This is a genomic window from Streptomyces sp. NBC_01317 (assembly GCF_035961655.1).
GTDB lineage: Bacteria > Actinomycetota > Actinomycetes > Streptomycetales > Streptomycetaceae > Streptomyces.
In genome coordinates, this window is sequence record NZ_CP108393.1 from 1887169 (window position 1) to 1903538 (window position 16370).

A 16370-nucleotide genomic window follows, 5' to 3' on the forward strand; every position below is an offset into this window, starting at 1 on the left:
ACGGGCCGCCCGGGTCAGAGGCGGGCTATCGCCTCAGGGCCGACGCGGCAGCAGCCACCGACCAGGCGCGCGCCCGCCGTGCGCCAGGCGCTCACCCGGGACGGGTCGAAGGTGGCGTCGCCGCGCCAGGTCCGTGTGGTCGCGTCCCAGTGTTCGCCGCTGTTGGGGTAGACCACCACCGGTTTGCCCGTCACCTTCGCGGCGATCTCCGTGGCGCGGTCCACTGCGGCGGGCTCGCAGCAGTTGACGCCCACGGCCACCACCTGGTCGTTGCCGGCCGCCAGGGCGAACGCCTCGGCGAGCGGCCGGCCGGCGCGGGTGCGCTCGCCGTCGGCCTCGACAGAGTACGAGAGCCAGACCGGCACCCCGCAGCCCTCGGCCGCCGCCAGCAGGGCGCGCGCCTCGTCCTCGTCGGGCACGGTCTCCAGAGCGAGCACGTCGGGCGCCGCCGCGGCGAGCGTCTCGATCCTCGGCCGGTGGAAACGCTCCAGCTCCGCCACCGACAGGCCGTACCGCCCCCGGTACTCGCTGCCGTCCGCGAGCATCGCTCCGTACGGGCCGACCGAGGCGGCCACCCACACCTCGTGCTCCGCCGCCGCGCCGGCCCGGCGGGCCAGGTCCACGCTGCGGGCCAGCAGCTCCGCCGCCTCGGCGCGGGCGATCCCGCGCCGCGCGAACCCTTCGTACGTCGCCTGGTAGCTGGACGTGATGAGCACCTGCGCGCCCGCCCGTACGTACGCCGCGTGGGCCGCCTCTATCTCCTCCGGGCTGTCCACGAGGAGCCGCGCCGACCAGAGGGCGTCGGACAGGTCGCAGCCCTGGGCCCGGAGCTGGTTGGAGAGGCCCCCGTCGAGGACGAGCGTCTCCTCGGCGAGTGCGGCGGCGAGCGGACGGGCGGGCTGCACAGTGACTCCCTCAGCTCAGCTGGGACTGGACCTGCGCGGAGATCAGCTCCAGGTGGTCGAGATCGTCCAGGTCCATGACCTGGAGGTAGAAGCGCGAGGAGCCGACGGCCGCGTACTGCCCGATCTTGTCGACCACCTCGGCGGGCGAGCCCGCGAGCCCGTTCGCCTTCAGCTCGTCCACCTCACGGCCGATGGCGGCGGCCCGTCGGGCCACCTCCGCGTCGTCCTTGCCGACGCAGACGATCAGCGCGTTCGAGTACACCAGGTCGTCCGGGCCCCGTCCCGCCTCGGTCAGAGCGGTCCGCACCCGGCCGAACTGCGTGGCCGTGTCCTCCAGCGTGGCGAACGGGATGTTGAACTCGTCCGCGTACCGCGCGGCCAGGCGCGGGGTGCGCTTCGCGCCGTGGCCGCCGATGAGCACCGGGAGCTTGGCCTGGGCGGGCTTCGGCAGCGCGGGCGAGTCGGCCAGCTGGTAATACGTACCGTCGTAGGAGAACGTCTTGCCGGCCTCCGTCTCCCACAGCCCGGTCACGATCGCGAGCTGCTCCTCGAAACGGGCGAACTTCTCCTTGGGGAACGGAATGCCGTACGCCTGGTGTTCCTCCTCGAACCAGCCCGCGCCCAGGCCCAGCTCCACCCGGCCGCCGGACATCTGGTCCACCTGCGCGACCTGGATGGCCAGCACCCCGGGCAGCCGGAACGTCCCGGCCGTCATCAGCGTGCCGAGCCGGATCCGCTTGGTCTCGCGGGCCAGCCCCGCCAGGGTGATCCACGCGTCCGTGGGGCCGGGAAGCCCGTCCGCCGAACCCATGCGCAGATAGTGGTCGGACCGGAAAAATGCGTCGAACCCGAGGTCCTCGGTGGCCTTGGCCACGCTCAGCAATGTCTCGTAACTCGCCCCTTGCTGGGGCTCGGTGAAGATGCGAAGATCCATGCCTTCATCTTCGCAGGGCCGCCGCGCCGGCCCGCACCCTCCCCGAACGCGCTGGTCCGGGCCCCGTACGCGGCGAGTGCCCCCGCCCGGTACCGGGCAGAGTCCCCGGGCGGGGACAATCGGCGTGCTGCTGTGGCGGGTTTCCAGGGCCCGGCACGCCGACCGGCGAGGTGAAGGGGCAGGGCGTGGGTGTGCGAGCGGGACGGTCCCCGGATTCCCTGCGCGCGGCCGACATCCTCACCATGCACCGGCTCGCCCGCAAGGGGGACGGCGTGCGGCCGCTGCTGCGCTGGCTGGCGCGCCGGACGGGGTGCTGGGCCGGGCTGGTGGACACCGCCGGCGCCGTACAGGAGGCGTCTTCCGACGAGCGCGACTCCGAGACGATCACCCTGATCTCCGACGGGCTGCGGGAGATGCGGGAGCGGGGGCTCCGTACGTTCCTCGCGGGCTCGTCCCCGGAGCGCTCGGGGGCGCTGCTCGCCGTCGACCTCCCCGGGGACCGGTCCGGCTCCGAGCCGTCCGGGCTCGTCCTCGCCGTGGTCGGCCCCGACCCGCTCAGAACGGCCGCCCCGGCCGACGCGGGGCCGCTGCTCGGGGTCTCCTGGTGGGCGAAGGAGACCGAGCGGACCCGGCGGCGCGTGGAGGTCGCCGACGCGCGCGGACGGGAGGCCGTGCTGCATCTGCTGATGTCCGGGAACCTCACCACGGCGCACCAGATAGCGGGCGCCCTCGCCCCGCGCCTCTACGATCCCGCTCGCTTCCACGTGGTCGAGTGCGGTCGCGACCGGCGGGCCGAGACGATCCGGGTCTGCGCCGAACTCACCGGCGGCCGGGCGTGGATCGTCCGGTGTCCCGTCTACTCCGACCATGTGCTGGTGGTCGCGTCGACCACCCCCGTCCCGGCCGGCGCCCGCCCGCTGGAAGCCGCCCTCACCGCCGAGATCGAGGGCTGTGTGGTGGGGACCGGCGACGCCCTGGCCCTGCGCGACACGGCCGTCGGCTACCAACAGGCCTTCCACGCGCTGGCGGTGGCGCGCGGCCGCCCCGAGCGCTGGGCCCGGTTCGACGCCGCGCTCGGGCTGCCCGTCGTGCTGGGCCGGCAGGGCAGCGCCTGGGCCGACCACCTGCTGGCGCCGCTGACGCGGTACGTCCCCGCCCGGGTCGCCGACCCCGACAGCGCCACACTGACCGAGACGGTCCGGTCGTGGCTCGCCTTCTCGGCCGCCGCGACCGAACACTTGAAGATCCACCGCAACACCCTGGCCGCGCGCCTGCGCCGCGTCGAGGCACTCCTCGGCCTGGACCTGAGGCTCGTAGGCGATCAGGCGAAACTCGACCTGGCCCTGCGGATCGGCGCGCTGCCCCGCACGACGGAGCACGGGCCGACGGACGACCGGCCGACGGATGTGACGGGCGCGGCGGGGGCGGTGGTGCCGGTGGACGCGATGGAGCCCGTGCCGTCCGCTCCCGTCCAGGACCACTTCGAGGCGCTCCTGCGCCTGCCCGCCGTACGGGAGTGGGCACTGACGCAGCTGCGTCCGGTACGGACGGACGCGCCCGCGCTGGAGACGACCTTGCGCGCCTGGCTGGGCAACGACACCCGGCTGAGTGCCACGGCGCGGGCGCTCGGTGTGTCGGTGACAGGGACGCGGAAGCGGCTGACGCGCCTCGAACAGGTCCTGCGCCGGTCGCTGCTGCGGGTCCCGAACGCGCGTCACGACCTGTGGCTGGCCGCCACGGCCCTGGACGGCGAAAGGCCGGACAGGAACTTCTGACACCGCCGGGCGGTCCGGCTGTGCACTCCGGCTCTCCCCGGTCCGCCGTACGGAACCTAGAGTCGGGCTCGTGTTCACGCCCCCCACGGGGGGTGGGGCGTGAACACCACAACACACCTCTGCCCGCTTCAACGGCCCCGCCCCCGCTCGTGGTTGCGCCGGCGCTCCCGCTCGCGCTCCGCCTCCTGCTGTCTCTGGCGCTCCCGCGTCTCCTTCCTCGCCCGTTCCTGTTCCTGTGCGACGAGCCGGCGCAGCAGCCCCGCCACGCGGTCGCTCGCCTCGTCCGCCGCGTCGATCGCCTCGATGCACTGCCAGTACAGCCCCTCCTCGTCCGTCGCACACGCCACCGCGACCAGGGCGATGCCCACCTCGCCCAGCAACTCCGCCAGCCCGGTCAGCGCGCCCCGGGCGTCCGGCACCGAGGACAGCTGTCTCGCCCTGCTCCCGTCCCCGAACCGCACCTCCGCGCCGAAGAGCTCCATCCCCGGGCCACCGGCACCCGGCCCACCGACACCCGGCCCATCGAGACGTGGGCCCTCAAGACGTGGGCCGTCGAAGCCCGGACCTCCGCCGCCCGCTTCCCGGCCCTCCGGTAAGTCCCGGGCCTCCGGTACGTCACAGCCGCGTCCGCCCGTCTCACCCAGCTCACGCGCCTCACCCCGCAGCTCCGGCGGCCCGCTCAGCGCCAGCCGGTTGCCGATCGCCTGGGCCAGTGCCTGGGCCTGCCAGGCCTCCGCGATGACGTCCCACGCCTCCCCGCTGCCGGCCAGGGCCCGCCGGGTCACGCCGATGAGCCGTTCCGCATCCATCCGCAGCCCCCGTTCGTACGACAATCCTGCCCACTCACTCCACTACCCAGAGTGAGTGAACGGCGACGGAAAGGCCAGAGGAATGCGGAAATCTGTGGACAGGCAGCTGGTTGTGGAAATCTCACTCACTCCGAAGAGTGACGATCACGGGGAATCGGGGTCCTTCACCGCGGATGAGGGCGGGAAACGCACCTCATTCCGTTCCATCTTCGCGGCGAGCGCGTCCAGCACGTCGATCCCCAACACGTCGCAGAACTGGAGCAGGTACGCGAGCACGTCGGCGACCTCGTCCGCGACCCGGTGGGCCGACTCCGGTTCCTCCATCACCCGCGCCGACTGCTCGGGGGTCAACCACTGGAAGATCTCTTGCAGTTCGGCCGCCTCGACGCTCAGCGCCGCGACCAGGTTCTTGGGCGTGTGGTACCGCCCCCAGTCCCGGGCCGCCGCGAACTCGGCCAACCTGCGCTGCAGTCCCGCCACATCCTGTTCTGTCACGGACCCAGGTCTATCACCGTCACGCCGGCCGGAAAGCACCCGGCCGGGCGGCACCGGTCAAGGGCGCGGCCGGACCGCTACGGCCCCGGAACGGCCGCCGCCGCGATCCCCTCGACCTCCGTGCCGACCGGCGCCAGCAGGAAGACGTTCTTGTCGACGCGGTGCATCCCGCTGCCGAGGCCGAAGACCACCCCGCTGCTGAAGTCCAGGATGCGCTTGGCCACGTCGAGTTCGGCGCCCGTCAGGTCCAACAGGACCGGGATCTGGGCGATCAGGTGGTCGGCGACCTCGCGCGCGTCCGCGAAGACCCGCACCCTCAGCACGACGAACCGCCGGTGCTCGACGCGGGGTTCGGGCTGCACGGAGCGGTGGTCGACCCGTGAGGGCCACTCGTTGCGGCTGCGCAGCGGGACGACCTGCGCCAGGCCTTCCCACTGTTCGTCGGTGACGTCATATCTGTCGTACCTGCTCACCGGACCACCCCGCCCGCGCGTCGCGTCTGCATCCGGACATCCTCCCGCTCCTCACCCGTTCGGCCCATCAGCGACACGGCTCTGTCGGTGATCGACTCCACGGGTCCCCCGGAACGGCCGGACTCCCGGCCGTCGAGAGCGGAGTGCCCCGCACCGCGGCCCGGAAACCCTCAACGCGGTTTGACCTGCTCCCGCTTCACCTCCAGCCCCGCCGGCGCGTCGACGCGCGCGGTGCCGTCGGCGCCGACCGTGATGTCCAGCCTGCCGCCCGCGACGTCGAAGCCCTCGACGCTGAGGGGCCGGTACGCCTCCGCGAAGGCCGGCGCGACCGTGACCGTACCGCCCGGGACGTCGGCGGAGAGGCCCAGCACCGACTGGAGTACGAGGACGGACGACGCGGCGGCCCAGGCCTGCGGCCGGCAGGACGCCGGATAGGGCGCGGGGACCGCGTCGGTGGCCGTGCCGTGCCCGGCGAAGAGTTCGGGGAGACGCGCGTCGAATCCGGCGGAGGCGGTCAGCAAGCCCGCCGCGAGCGGCGCGGCCGCGTCCGGGAATCCGGCCCTGACCAGCCCGTGCACGGCGATCGCGGTGTCGTGCGGCCAGATCGAACCGATGTGGTAGCCGTACGGGTTGAACCCCACGGAGTCGCTGCTCAGGGTCCGCAGACCGTGGCCCGAGTCGAGGTCGGGCGCGCTGATCCGCGCGGCGAGCAGCGCGCTCTCCTCGTGGTCGAGCAGACCCGTGCCGAGCAGGTGCCCGAAGCCCGAAGTGACCGAGTCCACCGGCCGCTTGTCACGGTCGAGCGCCACCGCGGGGTACGGCCCGCGCGCGTCCTCGACCCAGAAGCGCTCACGGAAGTTGACGCGCAGCCGGTCGGCCCACTCCTCCCAGCGGTCCGCGCCGGGACGGCCGAAGGCGCGCAGCAGGTCGGCGCCGCCACGGGCCGCCTCGTACGCGTACGCCTGGACCTCGCACAGCGCGATCGGGGAGTCGGCGAGGCGGCCGTCACGGTGCCTGATGGAGTCGCCGGAGTCCTTCCAGCCCTGGTTGGCCAGTCCGCGTCCGGTCAGGTCGATGTATTCGAGGAAGCCGTCGCCGTCGGCGTCGCCGTACTCGCTCATCCACCCGAGGGCGGACTCGGCGTGCGGCAGGAGCTGTTCGACCTGCTCGGGGGCGAGGCCCCAGCGCCAGGCGTCGTGCAGCAGCGTGATCCACAGGGGCGTGGCGTCGACCGTGCCGTAGTAGCAGGGCGGCAGGGCGAAGGTGTCGTCGAACCGCTGGGCGGCGCGGCGCACTTCGTGCAGGATCTTGCCGGGCTGCTCCTCGGTGTCGGGGTCGGTCACGCCGCCCTGGCGGCGCGCGAGGGTGCGCAGCGTACCGGCCGCGAGGTCCGTCCCGAGCGGCAGCAGCATCCGGGCGGCCCACAGCGAGTCGCGGCCGAAGAGCGTGAGGAACCACGGGGCTCCGGCGGCCAGGAACTGGTCGGCCGGGTCGGCGGGGTCGGTGAGGCGCAGCCGGTCCAGGTCGGCGGTGGACTGGTCGAGCCAGTGGTCGAAGCGCCGGTCCGCGCTGCGCAGCCGGGGGGTGCGCCAGGGCAGGCTGCCGGCGGGCGGCGCGGGGAACTGGTCGCCCTCGTCGTGGGCCGCCTCGCAGCGCAGGACGGCGGTCCAGGTCTCGCCGGGCGCCAGTGCGATGTCGTACGTGAGCCGTCCGGACGCCGGGTCGGCGGTCGTGGCGGCGGGCGTGCTGCCGAGCCGTACGGTGAACGCCTCCTGGGACCAGGCGAGTCCGTCCCCGGTGGCGGTGGCGGGCACGGCAGCGGGGCGGTCACCGGACTTGACGCGCTCCATCGGCGCGAGGTCGGTGGTGGCGGTGACGATCAGCTTGACGTGGACGTCCTGCCGTCCCGCGTTGGTGACGTCCAGGGTCTCCGCCAGCTGTCCGGGGGTGACGTGGCGGCGGCGGCGCAGGGTGACGGCGGGGTCGGGGGTGTGTTCGCCGAGACCGCGCAACACGGCCCGGAAGGAGGCCCGTTCGGCGCCGTCGAGGCCACCGCGTACGGGTGCGAGCACCACACCTTCGGCCTCGACGGTCAGCCGGGACAGGGCCCGGGTGTCACCGTGGTAGAAGCCGTCGGCACCAGGGCTTTCCCCGGACAGGACACCGGCACCGGCGCCCGCTCCGGGAAGGTCGCCGATCTGTCCGTCGGCCCGCGAGATCGCGAAGCTCGGCGCGTACAGCGTGACGCAGGAGTCGTGCAGGAACGGCTGGAGACCGGACGGCCCCTGGGGGTTTCCGTCCGGCGGGCCGCCCCCCTCGACCGGCTTCGTTATGTCGTGGGTCTTGACAGTGATGTCCAAAACAGCAGAACCTCTCAGGCATTGGAGCGTTCCAAAGAGCCTAACGACGACCTCAGCTCCCTGACAACACCATTGGAACGCTCCAATAACTTCATCCACTCGCCCAGTCGGTTCCGGAGAGAGACATGGTCCGCACCCCCAACACCCCTTCGCCCAAGGCCGGTCCGGTGACCCTGGCCATGGTCGCGCGACGGGCCGGGGTCTCTCCGCAAACCGTCTCAAACGCCCTCAACTCCCCCGATCTCCTGCGCCCCGAGACCCTGGAGCGGGTGCGCAGGACCATCGACGAGATGGGCTACCGTCCGCACCGGGCGGCACAGACCCTCCGTACCCGTTCCAGCAAACTCATCGGGTACGGAATCCGGCCCACCGCGCCGGGCGCGTCCGCCCCGGTCATGGACCGCTTCCTGCATGCCCTGTCCCAGACCGCCGACGAGGCCGGTTACCGGATCCTGCTGTTCGCCTCACCCCCGCCCGAGGGTCCTGACGCCCTCGACGGATACGAGGAACTGCTCGATCTGCACCATGTGGACGGGTTTGTGCTCAGCGGCACCGACCGGGGCGACCAGCGCCAGGCCTGGCTCCAGAAGCGTGATGTTCCGTTTGTCGGCTTCGGCCGGATGTGGGCGGGGCGTCAGATCGGCGACTGGGTCGATGTCGACGGCGCCTCGGGCACGGACGCCGCCGTCGAGCACCTGGTGGCGCGCGGGCACCGGAAGATCGCGTTCCTGGGCTGGCCGCGCGGCTCCGGGGTCGGCGACGACCGTGCGGAGGGCTGGCAGCGCGCCATGCGCCGGCACGGTCTGCCGGTACGGAGCCGGCGCGCGTACAGCGTGGACGACGTCGCGTCGGCGCAGGCCGCCGCCGTACCCCTGCTCGAAGCGGGCGCCACGGCGGTGATCGCGGCGAGCGACATGCTCGCGCTCGGCTGCTACCACGCGCTGCGGGAGCGCGGGGCCGTACCGGGAGCGGACGTCGCCGTCGTCGGCTTCGACGACTCCCCGACGGCCGCGCTCCTCTCGCCGGGCCTGTCCACCGTCGCCCAGCCGCTGGAGGCTGTCGGCCGCGAGTGTGTACGGCTGCTGCTGGCCCGGATGGGAGAGCCCGGCCGGGCACCCGAGCGGGTTCTGCTCGAACCGTCACTCGTCGTACGGCACAGCACGCCGGCGTTACGCGACTGAGCAGCCGCCACGCCGAGCCGCCACCACTGAGCCACGGGGCCCCGGCGCCCCTGCTCACCCATGCCCTCCGGGCCCCTCGAACGCCACCCCCCTCTCTCACAGCGCGCCTTCAGGGCAGCTGAGCCGCACGTTTCATCCCCCTATGGAGGAATTCATGGCCCGCCACACGGCCTTCGCCGCCCTCGCCGCCTGCGCGGCGCTGCTGACCGCGACAGGATGTTCGTCCGGTTTCGACAGCGGCAAGGAGCCCGCACAGGAGAAGTCCGAGAAGCAGAAACTGACCGTCCTGATCGCCACCTCGGGGGACGCCGAGACCCAGGCCGTCAAGACCGCCGCCGCCGCGTACGCGAAGAAGTCCGGCAACTCCGTGACCGTCGAGGTCGCCAAGGACATGAACCAGCAGCTGGCCCAGTCCTTCGCCGGGAACAAGCCGCCGGACGTCTTCTACGTCAACTCCGACCAGTTCGCCAACTACGCCAAGGGCGGCTCGCTCTACCCGTACGGCGACCAGATCTCCGACGCGGACGACTTCTCGGAGCAGCTGCGCTCGTCGTTCTCGTACGACAACAAGCTGATGTGTCTGCCCAAGGACACCTCGACCCTCGGCCTGGCGATCAACTCCGACCTGTGGAAGAAGGCCGGGCTGACCGAGAAGGACTACCCGACCACCTGGGAGCAGCTGCGGACCGTCGCGGACAAGCTCACGGGCGACGGCGTCACCGGCCTGGTGACCAGTGACGAGTACCAGCGTCTCGGTGTCTTCATGCGGCAGGCGGGCGGCTGGGTCACCGACGCGGGCCAGACGAAGATGACCGCCGACACGGCGGAGAACGCCGAGGGGCTGAGCTTCGTACAGGACCTCCTCAAGTCCGGTTCGATGAAGTTCGCCAAGGCGGTCGACACCAGCTGGGGCGGTGAGGCGCTCGGCAAGGGCAAGGCCGCGATGACCATCGAGGGCAACTGGCTCGAAGGCGGCATGAAGCTCGACTACCCGGACGTCGACTACCAGATCCTGCCGCTGCCCGCCGGTCCCGCCGGGAAGGGCACCCTCGCCTTCAGCACCTGCTGGGGTGTCGCCGCCGACAGCGCGCACCACGAGGCGAGTGTCGACCTGGTCAAGTCGCTCAGCTCGGCGAAGCAGCAGCTGGCCTTCGCCGACGCGTTCGGTGTGATGCCGAGCCGTACGAGCGCGCTCACGTCCTTCGCCGAGCAGCACCCCCAGGCCAAGGCGTGGGTCGACGGCAGCGCGTACGCGCAGGGCCCGGTCACGATCGCGGGCTTCGACAAGGTGCTCAGCCAGTTCAACACCGAGCTCCAGTCCCTGCGCACGGCCGATCCGAAGAAGATCCTGGCCGACCTCCAGCGCAACGGCGAACAGGCCATAGCGAAGGGCAACTGAGCCCGATGTCCCTCCGCCCGACAAGCTCGCGGCGCGGCGGGCGCGACCGGGACGGCGCATGGGGCTGGCTCTTCGTCAGCCCCATGGTGCTCGTCCTCGGCTCGTTCCTGGTGCTGCCGATCCTCATGGCGCTCTGGGTGAGCCTGCTGCACTGGGACGGGCAGTCCAACCCGTTCTCCGGCCAGGCCGATTTCGTGGGCCTGGACAACTACCGCACGCTCTTCACCCAGGACGGTCTCGACCGCACGCTCTTCGCGACCGCCCTGCGCAACAACGCGTACTACGTCCTGCTGACGGTGCCGTTGCAGACCGGACTGGCGCTGGGCCTGGCCCTGATCGTCAACCAGCGGATGCTGCGCGGCCGCGGGCCGCTCCGTACGATCTTCTTCTTCCCGTCCGTCACCAGCTCGATCGCCGTCGCGACGGTGTTTCTCTTCCTCTTCCAGGGAAGCGGGGCCGTCAACGCCCTGCTGTCGTGGATCGGGGTGAAGGGGCCGAACTGGTTCGCCGATCCGCGCGGGGTGCTCTCGCTGGTCCTCGGCGGGCTCGGCGTCATCGATCCCGAGCACCCCACCGGGCTGCTGGCCGAGCACTCCGTGATGGGACTGTCGTGGTTCGAGTGGCTGTCGGGTCCTTCGATCGCGATGTGCACGATCATCCTGCTGGCCGTGTGGACGACGTCGGGCACGTTCATGCTGATCTTCCTCGCGGCGCTCCAGGACATCCCGCGTGAGCTGGAGGAGACGGCGGCCCTGGAAGGGGTCAACCGCCGCCAGCTGCTGCGGTACGTGACCCTGCCCGCGCTGCGTCCCGTGCTGTTCCTGGTGCTCACCCTGGGCCTGATCTCCACCTGGCAGGTCTTCGACCAGGTGTACGTGATGGGTCAGGGCGCCCCGGGCAACACCACGCTCACGCCCGCGTTCCTGTCGTACTCCGCGGGCTTCGACAACGCCGACTTCGGCCAGGGCTCGGCGATCGCGTTTGTCCTGCTCGCCCTGATCCTCGTGCTGACCGGCTTCCAGCGCTGGGCGCTGCGGGAGCGCGGCGTACGCACCGGGAGGAAGCGATGAGTACCACGAGCGAGAAGCAGGGACGGCCCGTGCTCGGGCGGTTCCCCGTAGCGCTGCGGGTGCTGGGATACGCGCTGGTGGTGGGGGTGGCGCTGCTCTATCTGCTGCCGTTCGTGCTCCAGTTGGTGACCGGCTTCAAGACGGATCCGGACGCTGCCGCGAATCCGCTGTCGCTGCTGCCCACGACTCCGACGACGGCCGCCTACCAGCGGCTGTTCGGGCTGAGCGAGGCCGCGGACGGGGTGCCGTTCCTGCGCTGGCTCGGCAACTCGGCGTTTGTCGCCGTGGTGGTGACCGGGGGCCGGGTGCTGTTCGACTCGATGGCGGGGTACGCGCTGGCGCGGCTGCGCTTCCGGGGCCGTTCGGTGCTGTTCACGTTTGTCCTCGCGGTGATGGCGGTGCCCGGAGTGGCGCTGCTCATCCCGAAGTTCCTGGTGCTGAACACGTTCGGGATCTTCGACACGTACACCGGCATGATCCTGCCGCTGATGGTGGACGCGGCGGGCATCTTCATCATGAAGCAGTTCTTCGAGTCGGTGCCGCGTGAGGTGGAGGAGGCCGCGAAGGTCGACGGGGCGGGGGTGTTCCGGATCTTCTGGTCCGTCGTGCTGCCGATGGCGCGGCCGGCGCTGATCACCCTGACGATCCTGTCGTTCCAGGGGTCGTGGAACGAGTTCACGCACTTCCTGGTCGCCACGCAGTCCGGTCAGTACGAGACCCTCACCACGGGTCTGGCCCGGTTTGTCTCGGGTGGCCTGGGCGGCGGTACGCAGTACCCGCTCAAGCTGGCGGCGGCGCTGCTGTCCACCCTTCCGGTGGCCGCGCTGTTCTTCTGCTTCCAGCGCTACTTCGTGAGCGGGGCGAACGCGGGGGCCGTGAAGGAGTGAGAGGCCCCGGGCGGTCCCCCGCGGGGGTGCCTTCCGCGTGACAGGCCGGTCGGCGGGGGCCGACCGGCCTGTGCGGTGGTGGGGGGCTGGGGTGCTGGGGGGCGATGCTCGTACGGAACGGGTCAGCTGAGCAGGACCTGACCGTGCTTGACCACGTCCGAGCCGCCCTTCACGACGCCCTTGACCGCGCCGACCTTCTTGCCGAGGAGCCCGTCCGCCACCGGCTTGGCCTTTTCGCCGACGGTGGCGGCGGTCTGCGCCGCGCTGCTCAGGGTGGTGCCGAAGTCGGCCGACTGCGCGGCCTGCGCGCTCTGCGCGGCCTGGGCGGCGGGGGCGACGGCGGCGACGGCGGCGAGGAGGGCGGAGCCCGCCGCGGCGGCGGTGAGGATTCGACGTACGTTCATGATCGATACAACGCGCGGGACGCCAGGAGGACACGCGGAGTCGGGGTGACGGCCGTGGATGCCGCCCAGGACGACGCGGAGAGTGCGCGGCTCCCGGGGTTCCGGGGGCCGCGCACTCTCGGGGTACTTCAGGGGTCGGGCGTCAGCAGTACAGGTTGGCGCCCGGCGCGACACCCAGGATCTGGGTGAAGCGGTTGTAGGCGTCGACCCGGCTCTGGACCTGCGCCGGGTTCCTGCCGTCGCACTCCAGCGAGCCGTTGATGCTGCGGATCGTCTGGCCGAAACCGGCGCCGTTGACCATCGCGTTGTGCGGGGTCATCGTGCCCGGGCCGCTCTGGGTGTTCCAGTACCAGAGACCGGTCTTCCAGGCGACGGCGGAGTCGTTCTGGACGAGCCACGGGTTGTTGAGCAGGTCGATGCCGAGCGCGTCGCCCGCGGCCTTGTAGTTGAAGTTCCAGCTCAGCTGGATCGGGCCACGGCCGTAGTACGCGGCCTGGCCGGCGGGGCAGCCGTAGGACTGGTTCGGGTCGCAGTAGTGGGGGTAGTTGGCCTGGTTGATCTCCACCACGTACACGAGACCGCCGGTCTCGTGGTTGACGTTGGCGAGGAAGGCCGCGGCCTCCTGGCGCTGGGTCGTGGTGCTGCCCGTCTTGGTGAAGCCCGGGTAGGCGCTGAGCGCGTTGGTCAGACCGCTGTAGGAGTAGAACGAGTTCCGGTTCGGGAACATCTGGTTGAACTGGGCTTCACTGACGACGAAGCCGCCGGTGGGAGGGGGCGTGGAGCCGCCGGAGGGCGTGTTCCACTTCTGGTTGGCGGCGCCGGTGCAGGTCCAGATCTGGATGCGCGCGCCGTTGGCTGAGGTGTTGCCCGTGACGTCGAGGCACTTGTTCGCCGTCGGGTTGACGATGTCCTTGGCGCCGGAGATCGCCCACTTCTGGTTCGCGCTGCCGGCGCAGTCCCAGATCTGGAGCTTGGTGCCGTCGGCGGTGCCGCGCTCGACGAGGTCCAGACACTTGCCCAGGGCGCGCAGGGTTCCGTCGCCGGCGACGGTCCACTGCTGTGCCGCGCTGCCGTTGCAGTCGTAGAGCTGTACGGCGGTGCCGTTCGCGCTGCTCGCGGCCGCGACATCCAAGCACTTGCCGGCGATGCCGGTGATGCTGCCGACCGGGTCGGCGGCGGACGCCGGCACGGTGAGAGTGACCGAGAAGAGAGCCGCCACGGCAAGCGCGACGGCGGTACGGGCAAGGGTGAGACCCCTGAGCGATTTTCTTATCATCTCGACTGGATGTATCCCTTCACGCCATTAAGTACGGTTCGGGGCCGAACCGTTACTTGTAGAGAAGCCGTCATGGCGCAACGAGCCGCCACACGCGAAGCTTGCGACGGGAGTCAACCGGCATTGGTCTAGACTTGTCAAGAACTCAACAAACGAACACCTGTCCTCAACACCCTTCTGGCCTGCTGTTTTACGGTTTGTACGGCTCCGTCTTGGGGGCGTCGATCGCGCCGTCGGGGCCGATCTTCGGCAGCGCGGTACGGGGCTTGGGCATCAGGGCCTTCTTGAGGTCCTGGTTGCCCTTCGCGTCCAGGCCGTACATCGCCTCGTAGATCTTGCGGACGGCGGGTCCGGAGGCGCCGGATCCCGTACCACCCTGGGAGATCGTCATCACGATCGTGTAGTCCTTGGTGTACGAGGCGAACCACGACGTGGTCTGCTTCCCGTGGACCTCGGCGGTACCGGTCTTGGCGTGCATCGGGATCTTGTCCTGCGGCCAGCCGCCGAACCGCCACGCGGCCGAACCACGCGTCGCCACGCCCGCCAGCGCCTCGTCGATGTTGTCCCGGGTCGCCTTGTTCATCGGCAGCTTGCCGTCCGCCTTGGGGGCGATCTTCTTCACGCTCCTGCCGTCGGCGCTGACGATCGCCTTGCCCACGGTGGGGGTGTAGAGGGTCCCGCCGTTGGAGATCGCCCCGTAGATGGCGGCCATCTGGATCGGGGTGACGAGCGTGTCGCCCTGGCCGATCGAGTAGTTGACGGCGTCACCGGCACGCATCTTGTTGCCTTCGAGGCAGCCCTCGTACGCGATCCGCTCCACGTACGTGCCGTTCTTCTTCCCCTGCTTGCACCAGGCCGACTTGTTGGCCTTCCAGAAGTCCTGCTTCCACTGCCGGTCCGGGACCCGCCCGGTGACCTCGTTGGGGAGGTCGATCCCGGTCTCCTTGCCCAGACCGAACTGGTGGGCCGTCTTGTAGAACCAGTCGGCGGGCTTCTTCCTGGGGTTGTTGCCGCCGTCCTTCTGCCACTCCTGGTGGGCCAGGCCGTAGTAGACGGTGTCGCACGAGACTTCGAGCGCCTTGCCGATGGTGATGTTCCCGTACCCCTGGGACTCGAAGTTCTTGAAGACCTGGTTGCCGATCGAGTACGAACTGGGGCACGGATAGCTGCCGTTGAAGCTGTAGCCCGCGTTGACGGCGGCCGTCGAGGAGACGACCTTGAAGATGGACCCGGGGGCCGCCTGGCCCTGGATCGCCCGGTTCAGCAGCGGGAAGTTGGACTTCTTGCCGGTCAACTTGGCGTAGTCCTTCGCCGAGATCCCACCGACCCACGCGTTCGGGTCGTACGTCGGCTGCGAGGCCATCGCCACCACCCGGCCGGTCTTCGCCTCCATCACCACCACCGCGCCCGAATCCGCCTTGTATTTCGAGCCGGTGACGGTGTCGAACTGCTTGCGGGCCGTCTTCATCGCGTTGTTGAGCTCGTACTCCGCGACGGCCTGCACCCGCGCGTCGATCGAAGTGATGACGTTGTCCCCGGGACGGGCCTTCTCGGTCTTCGCCTGTCCCAGGACGCGCCCCAGGTTGTCGACCTCGTACCGGGTCACGCCCGCCTTGCCGCGCAACTGCTCGTCGTACGTACGCTCCAGGCCCGAGCGGCCCACCTGGTCCGAGCGCAGGTACGGCGAGCTGGTGTCCTGCGCCGCCGTGATCTCCTGGTCCGTGACGGGCGAGAGATACCCCAGCACCTGGGAGGTGTTGGCCTTGCCGGGGGCGGCGTAGCGCCGTACGGCGGTGGGCTCGGCGGTGATGCCGGGGAAGTCCTCCGTGCGCTCGCGGATCTGGAGGGCCTGCTGGGTGGTGGCCTCGTCGGTGACCGGGATCGGCTGGTAGGGCGAACCGTTCCAACACGGCTGCGGCGTCTTCGCGTCGCACAGCCTGACCTTGTCCACGAGGTCCTGGGCCTTCAGGCCCAGGACGCCCGCGAGCCGGGTCAGTACGGCCTTGCCGTCGTCCGGCATCTTCATCAGGTCGGTGCGGCTGGCCGAGACGACGAGCCGGGTCTCGTTGTCGGCGAGCGGCACCCCGCGGGTGTCCAGGATCGAGCCCCGTACGGCCGGCTGGACCACCCGCTGGGTGTGGTTGTTCTTCGCCTCGTCCGTGTATTCCTGGCCGTTGCGGATCTGGAGATACCAGAGACGGCCGCCGAGCGTGAGCAGCAGCGAGAAGACAAGCAGCTGAATGACGACGAGACGGACCTGGACCCGGGGAGTCCGTCCCGTCTCCGGTATGTTGCTCACTCACGTCTCCCAGATCGTGCCCTGCTCGCGGCCCGGTTCGGTGGCCGGGCGGCCGACGGCATCAAGAATCCTATTACCCGCCCCGGCACCTCGATCGCCGTAT

Annotated in this window: 14 protein-coding genes; 5 read left to right on the top strand and 9 right to left on the bottom strand. The window is 70.8% G+C overall.

Annotation, left to right across the window (positions count from 1 at the left end; all coding sequences use genetic code 11):
- Window positions 1–14: 14 nt before the first annotated feature.
- Both mmuM and OG349_RS07910 read right to left on the bottom strand, forming a co-directional pair.
- A complete protein-coding gene (gene mmuM, locus OG349_RS07905; protein WP_327233931.1) occupies window positions 15–905 on the bottom strand; it encodes a homocysteine S-methyltransferase in 891 nt (296 codons plus the stop codon).
- Window positions 906–915: 10 nt separating this feature from the next.
- A complete protein-coding gene (locus OG349_RS07910) occupies window positions 916–1839 on the bottom strand; it encodes an LLM class F420-dependent oxidoreductase (RefSeq protein ID WP_327233932.1) in 924 nt (307 codons plus the stop codon).
- Window positions 1840–2024: 185 nt separating this feature from the next.
- On the opposite strand from OG349_RS07910, the gene OG349_RS07915 reads away from it, so the two are divergent.
- Window positions 2025–3614 carry a helix-turn-helix domain-containing protein gene (locus OG349_RS07915; protein ID WP_327233933.1) on the top strand — a complete coding sequence of 530 codons (1590 nt, stop codon included), beginning with the start codon at window positions 2025–2027 and terminating at the stop codon, window positions 3612–3614.
- A 128-nt stretch (window positions 3615–3742) separates the two neighbouring features.
- Here OG349_RS07915 and OG349_RS07920 read toward each other — a convergent pair whose 3' ends face one another.
- The 4 genes from OG349_RS07920 to OG349_RS07935 all read right to left on the bottom strand — a co-directional run bounded on the left by OG349_RS07920 (window position 3743) and on the right by OG349_RS07935 (window position 7751).
- A complete protein-coding gene (locus tag OG349_RS07920; RefSeq protein WP_327233934.1) occupies window positions 3743–4423 on the bottom strand; it encodes a DUF6099 family protein in 681 nt (226 codons plus the stop codon).
- Window positions 4424–4567: 144 nt separating this feature from the next.
- Window positions 4568–4918 carry a nucleotide pyrophosphohydrolase gene (locus tag OG349_RS07925; protein ID WP_327233935.1) on the bottom strand — a complete coding sequence of 117 codons (351 nt, stop codon included), beginning with the start codon at window positions 4916–4918 and terminating at the stop codon, window positions 4568–4570.
- Window positions 4919–4995: 77 nt separating this feature from the next.
- A complete protein-coding gene (locus OG349_RS07930; protein ID WP_327233936.1) occupies window positions 4996–5391 on the bottom strand; it encodes a cell division protein SepF in 396 nt (131 codons plus the stop codon).
- A 170-nt stretch (window positions 5392–5561) separates the two neighbouring features.
- The gene (locus OG349_RS07935; protein WP_327233937.1) at window positions 5562–7751 is read right to left on the bottom strand and encodes an amylo-alpha-1,6-glucosidase; all 2190 of its coding nucleotides are present in this window, start codon (window positions 7749–7751) and stop codon (window positions 5562–5564) included.
- Window positions 7752–7876: 125 nt separating this feature from the next.
- Here OG349_RS07935 and OG349_RS07940 point away from each other — a divergent pair, with 125 nt between their 5' ends.
- The 4 genes from OG349_RS07940 to OG349_RS07955 all read left to right on the top strand — a co-directional run bounded on the left by OG349_RS07940 (window position 7877) and on the right by OG349_RS07955 (window position 12288).
- Window positions 7877–8932: a LacI family DNA-binding transcriptional regulator gene (locus OG349_RS07940; protein WP_327233938.1), complete on the top strand. Its 1056-nt coding sequence runs from the start codon at window positions 7877–7879 to the stop codon at window positions 8930–8932.
- A 154-nt stretch (window positions 8933–9086) separates the two neighbouring features.
- Window positions 9087–10331 carry a sugar ABC transporter substrate-binding protein gene (locus tag OG349_RS07945; RefSeq protein WP_327233939.1) on the top strand — a complete coding sequence of 415 codons (1245 nt, stop codon included), beginning with the start codon at window positions 9087–9089 and terminating at the stop codon, window positions 10329–10331.
- A gap of 5 nt (window positions 10332–10336) precedes the next feature.
- The gene (locus tag OG349_RS07950) at window positions 10337–11401 is read left to right on the top strand and encodes a carbohydrate ABC transporter permease (RefSeq protein WP_327233940.1); all 1065 of its coding nucleotides are present in this window, start codon (window positions 10337–10339) and stop codon (window positions 11399–11401) included.
- The gene (locus tag OG349_RS07955) at window positions 11398–12288 is read left to right on the top strand and encodes a carbohydrate ABC transporter permease (RefSeq protein WP_327233941.1); all 891 of its coding nucleotides are present in this window, start codon (window positions 11398–11400) and stop codon (window positions 12286–12288) included. The genes OG349_RS07950 and OG349_RS07955 overlap by 4 nt, the downstream gene beginning before the upstream one ends.
- Before the next feature lie 122 nt (window positions 12289–12410).
- On the opposite strand, the gene OG349_RS07960 is transcribed toward OG349_RS07955, so the two are convergent.
- The 3 genes from OG349_RS07960 to mrdA form a co-directional block, all read right to left on the bottom strand.
- Window positions 12411–12692: a hypothetical protein gene (locus tag OG349_RS07960; protein ID WP_327233942.1), complete on the bottom strand. Its 282-nt coding sequence runs from the start codon at window positions 12690–12692 to the stop codon at window positions 12411–12413.
- Between the two features lie 142 nt (window positions 12693–12834).
- A complete protein-coding gene (locus tag OG349_RS07965) occupies window positions 12835–13968 on the bottom strand; it encodes a glycoside hydrolase family 19 protein (protein ID WP_327233943.1) in 1134 nt (377 codons plus the stop codon).
- Between the two features lie 190 nt (window positions 13969–14158).
- Entirely contained in the window at window positions 14159–16267 is a 2109-nt protein-coding gene (gene mrdA / locus OG349_RS07970; protein ID WP_327233944.1) for a penicillin-binding protein 2, read from the bottom strand.
- Between the last annotated feature and the right edge of the window lie 103 nt (window positions 16268–16370).

Coding starts and splice junctions, on each gene's coding strand:
- OG349_RS07940 (WP_327233938.1), top strand. CDS start 7,877: ATGGTCCGCACCCCCAACACCCCTTCGCCCAAGGCCGGTCCGGTGACC.
- OG349_RS07950 (WP_327233940.1), top strand. CDS start 10,337: ATGTCCCTCCGCCCGACAAGCTCGCGGCGCGGCGGGCGCGACCGGGAC.
- OG349_RS07965 (WP_327233943.1), bottom strand. CDS start 13,968: ATGATAAGAAAATCGCTCAGGGGTCTCACCCTTGCCCGTACCGCCGTC.
- OG349_RS07955 (WP_327233941.1), top strand. CDS start 11,398: ATGAGTACCACGAGCGAGAAGCAGGGACGGCCCGTGCTCGGGCGGTTC.
- OG349_RS07945 (WP_327233939.1), top strand. CDS start 9,087: ATGGCCCGCCACACGGCCTTCGCCGCCCTCGCCGCCTGCGCGGCGCTG.
- OG349_RS07960 (WP_327233942.1), bottom strand. CDS start 12,692: ATGAACGTACGTCGAATCCTCACCGCCGCCGCGGCGGGCTCCGCCCTC.
- OG349_RS07920 (WP_327233934.1), bottom strand. CDS start 4,423: ATGGATGCGGAACGGCTCATCGGCGTGACCCGGCGGGCCCTGGCCGGC.
- OG349_RS07910 (WP_327233932.1), bottom strand. CDS start 1,839: ATGGATCTTCGCATCTTCACCGAGCCCCAGCAAGGGGCGAGTTACGAG.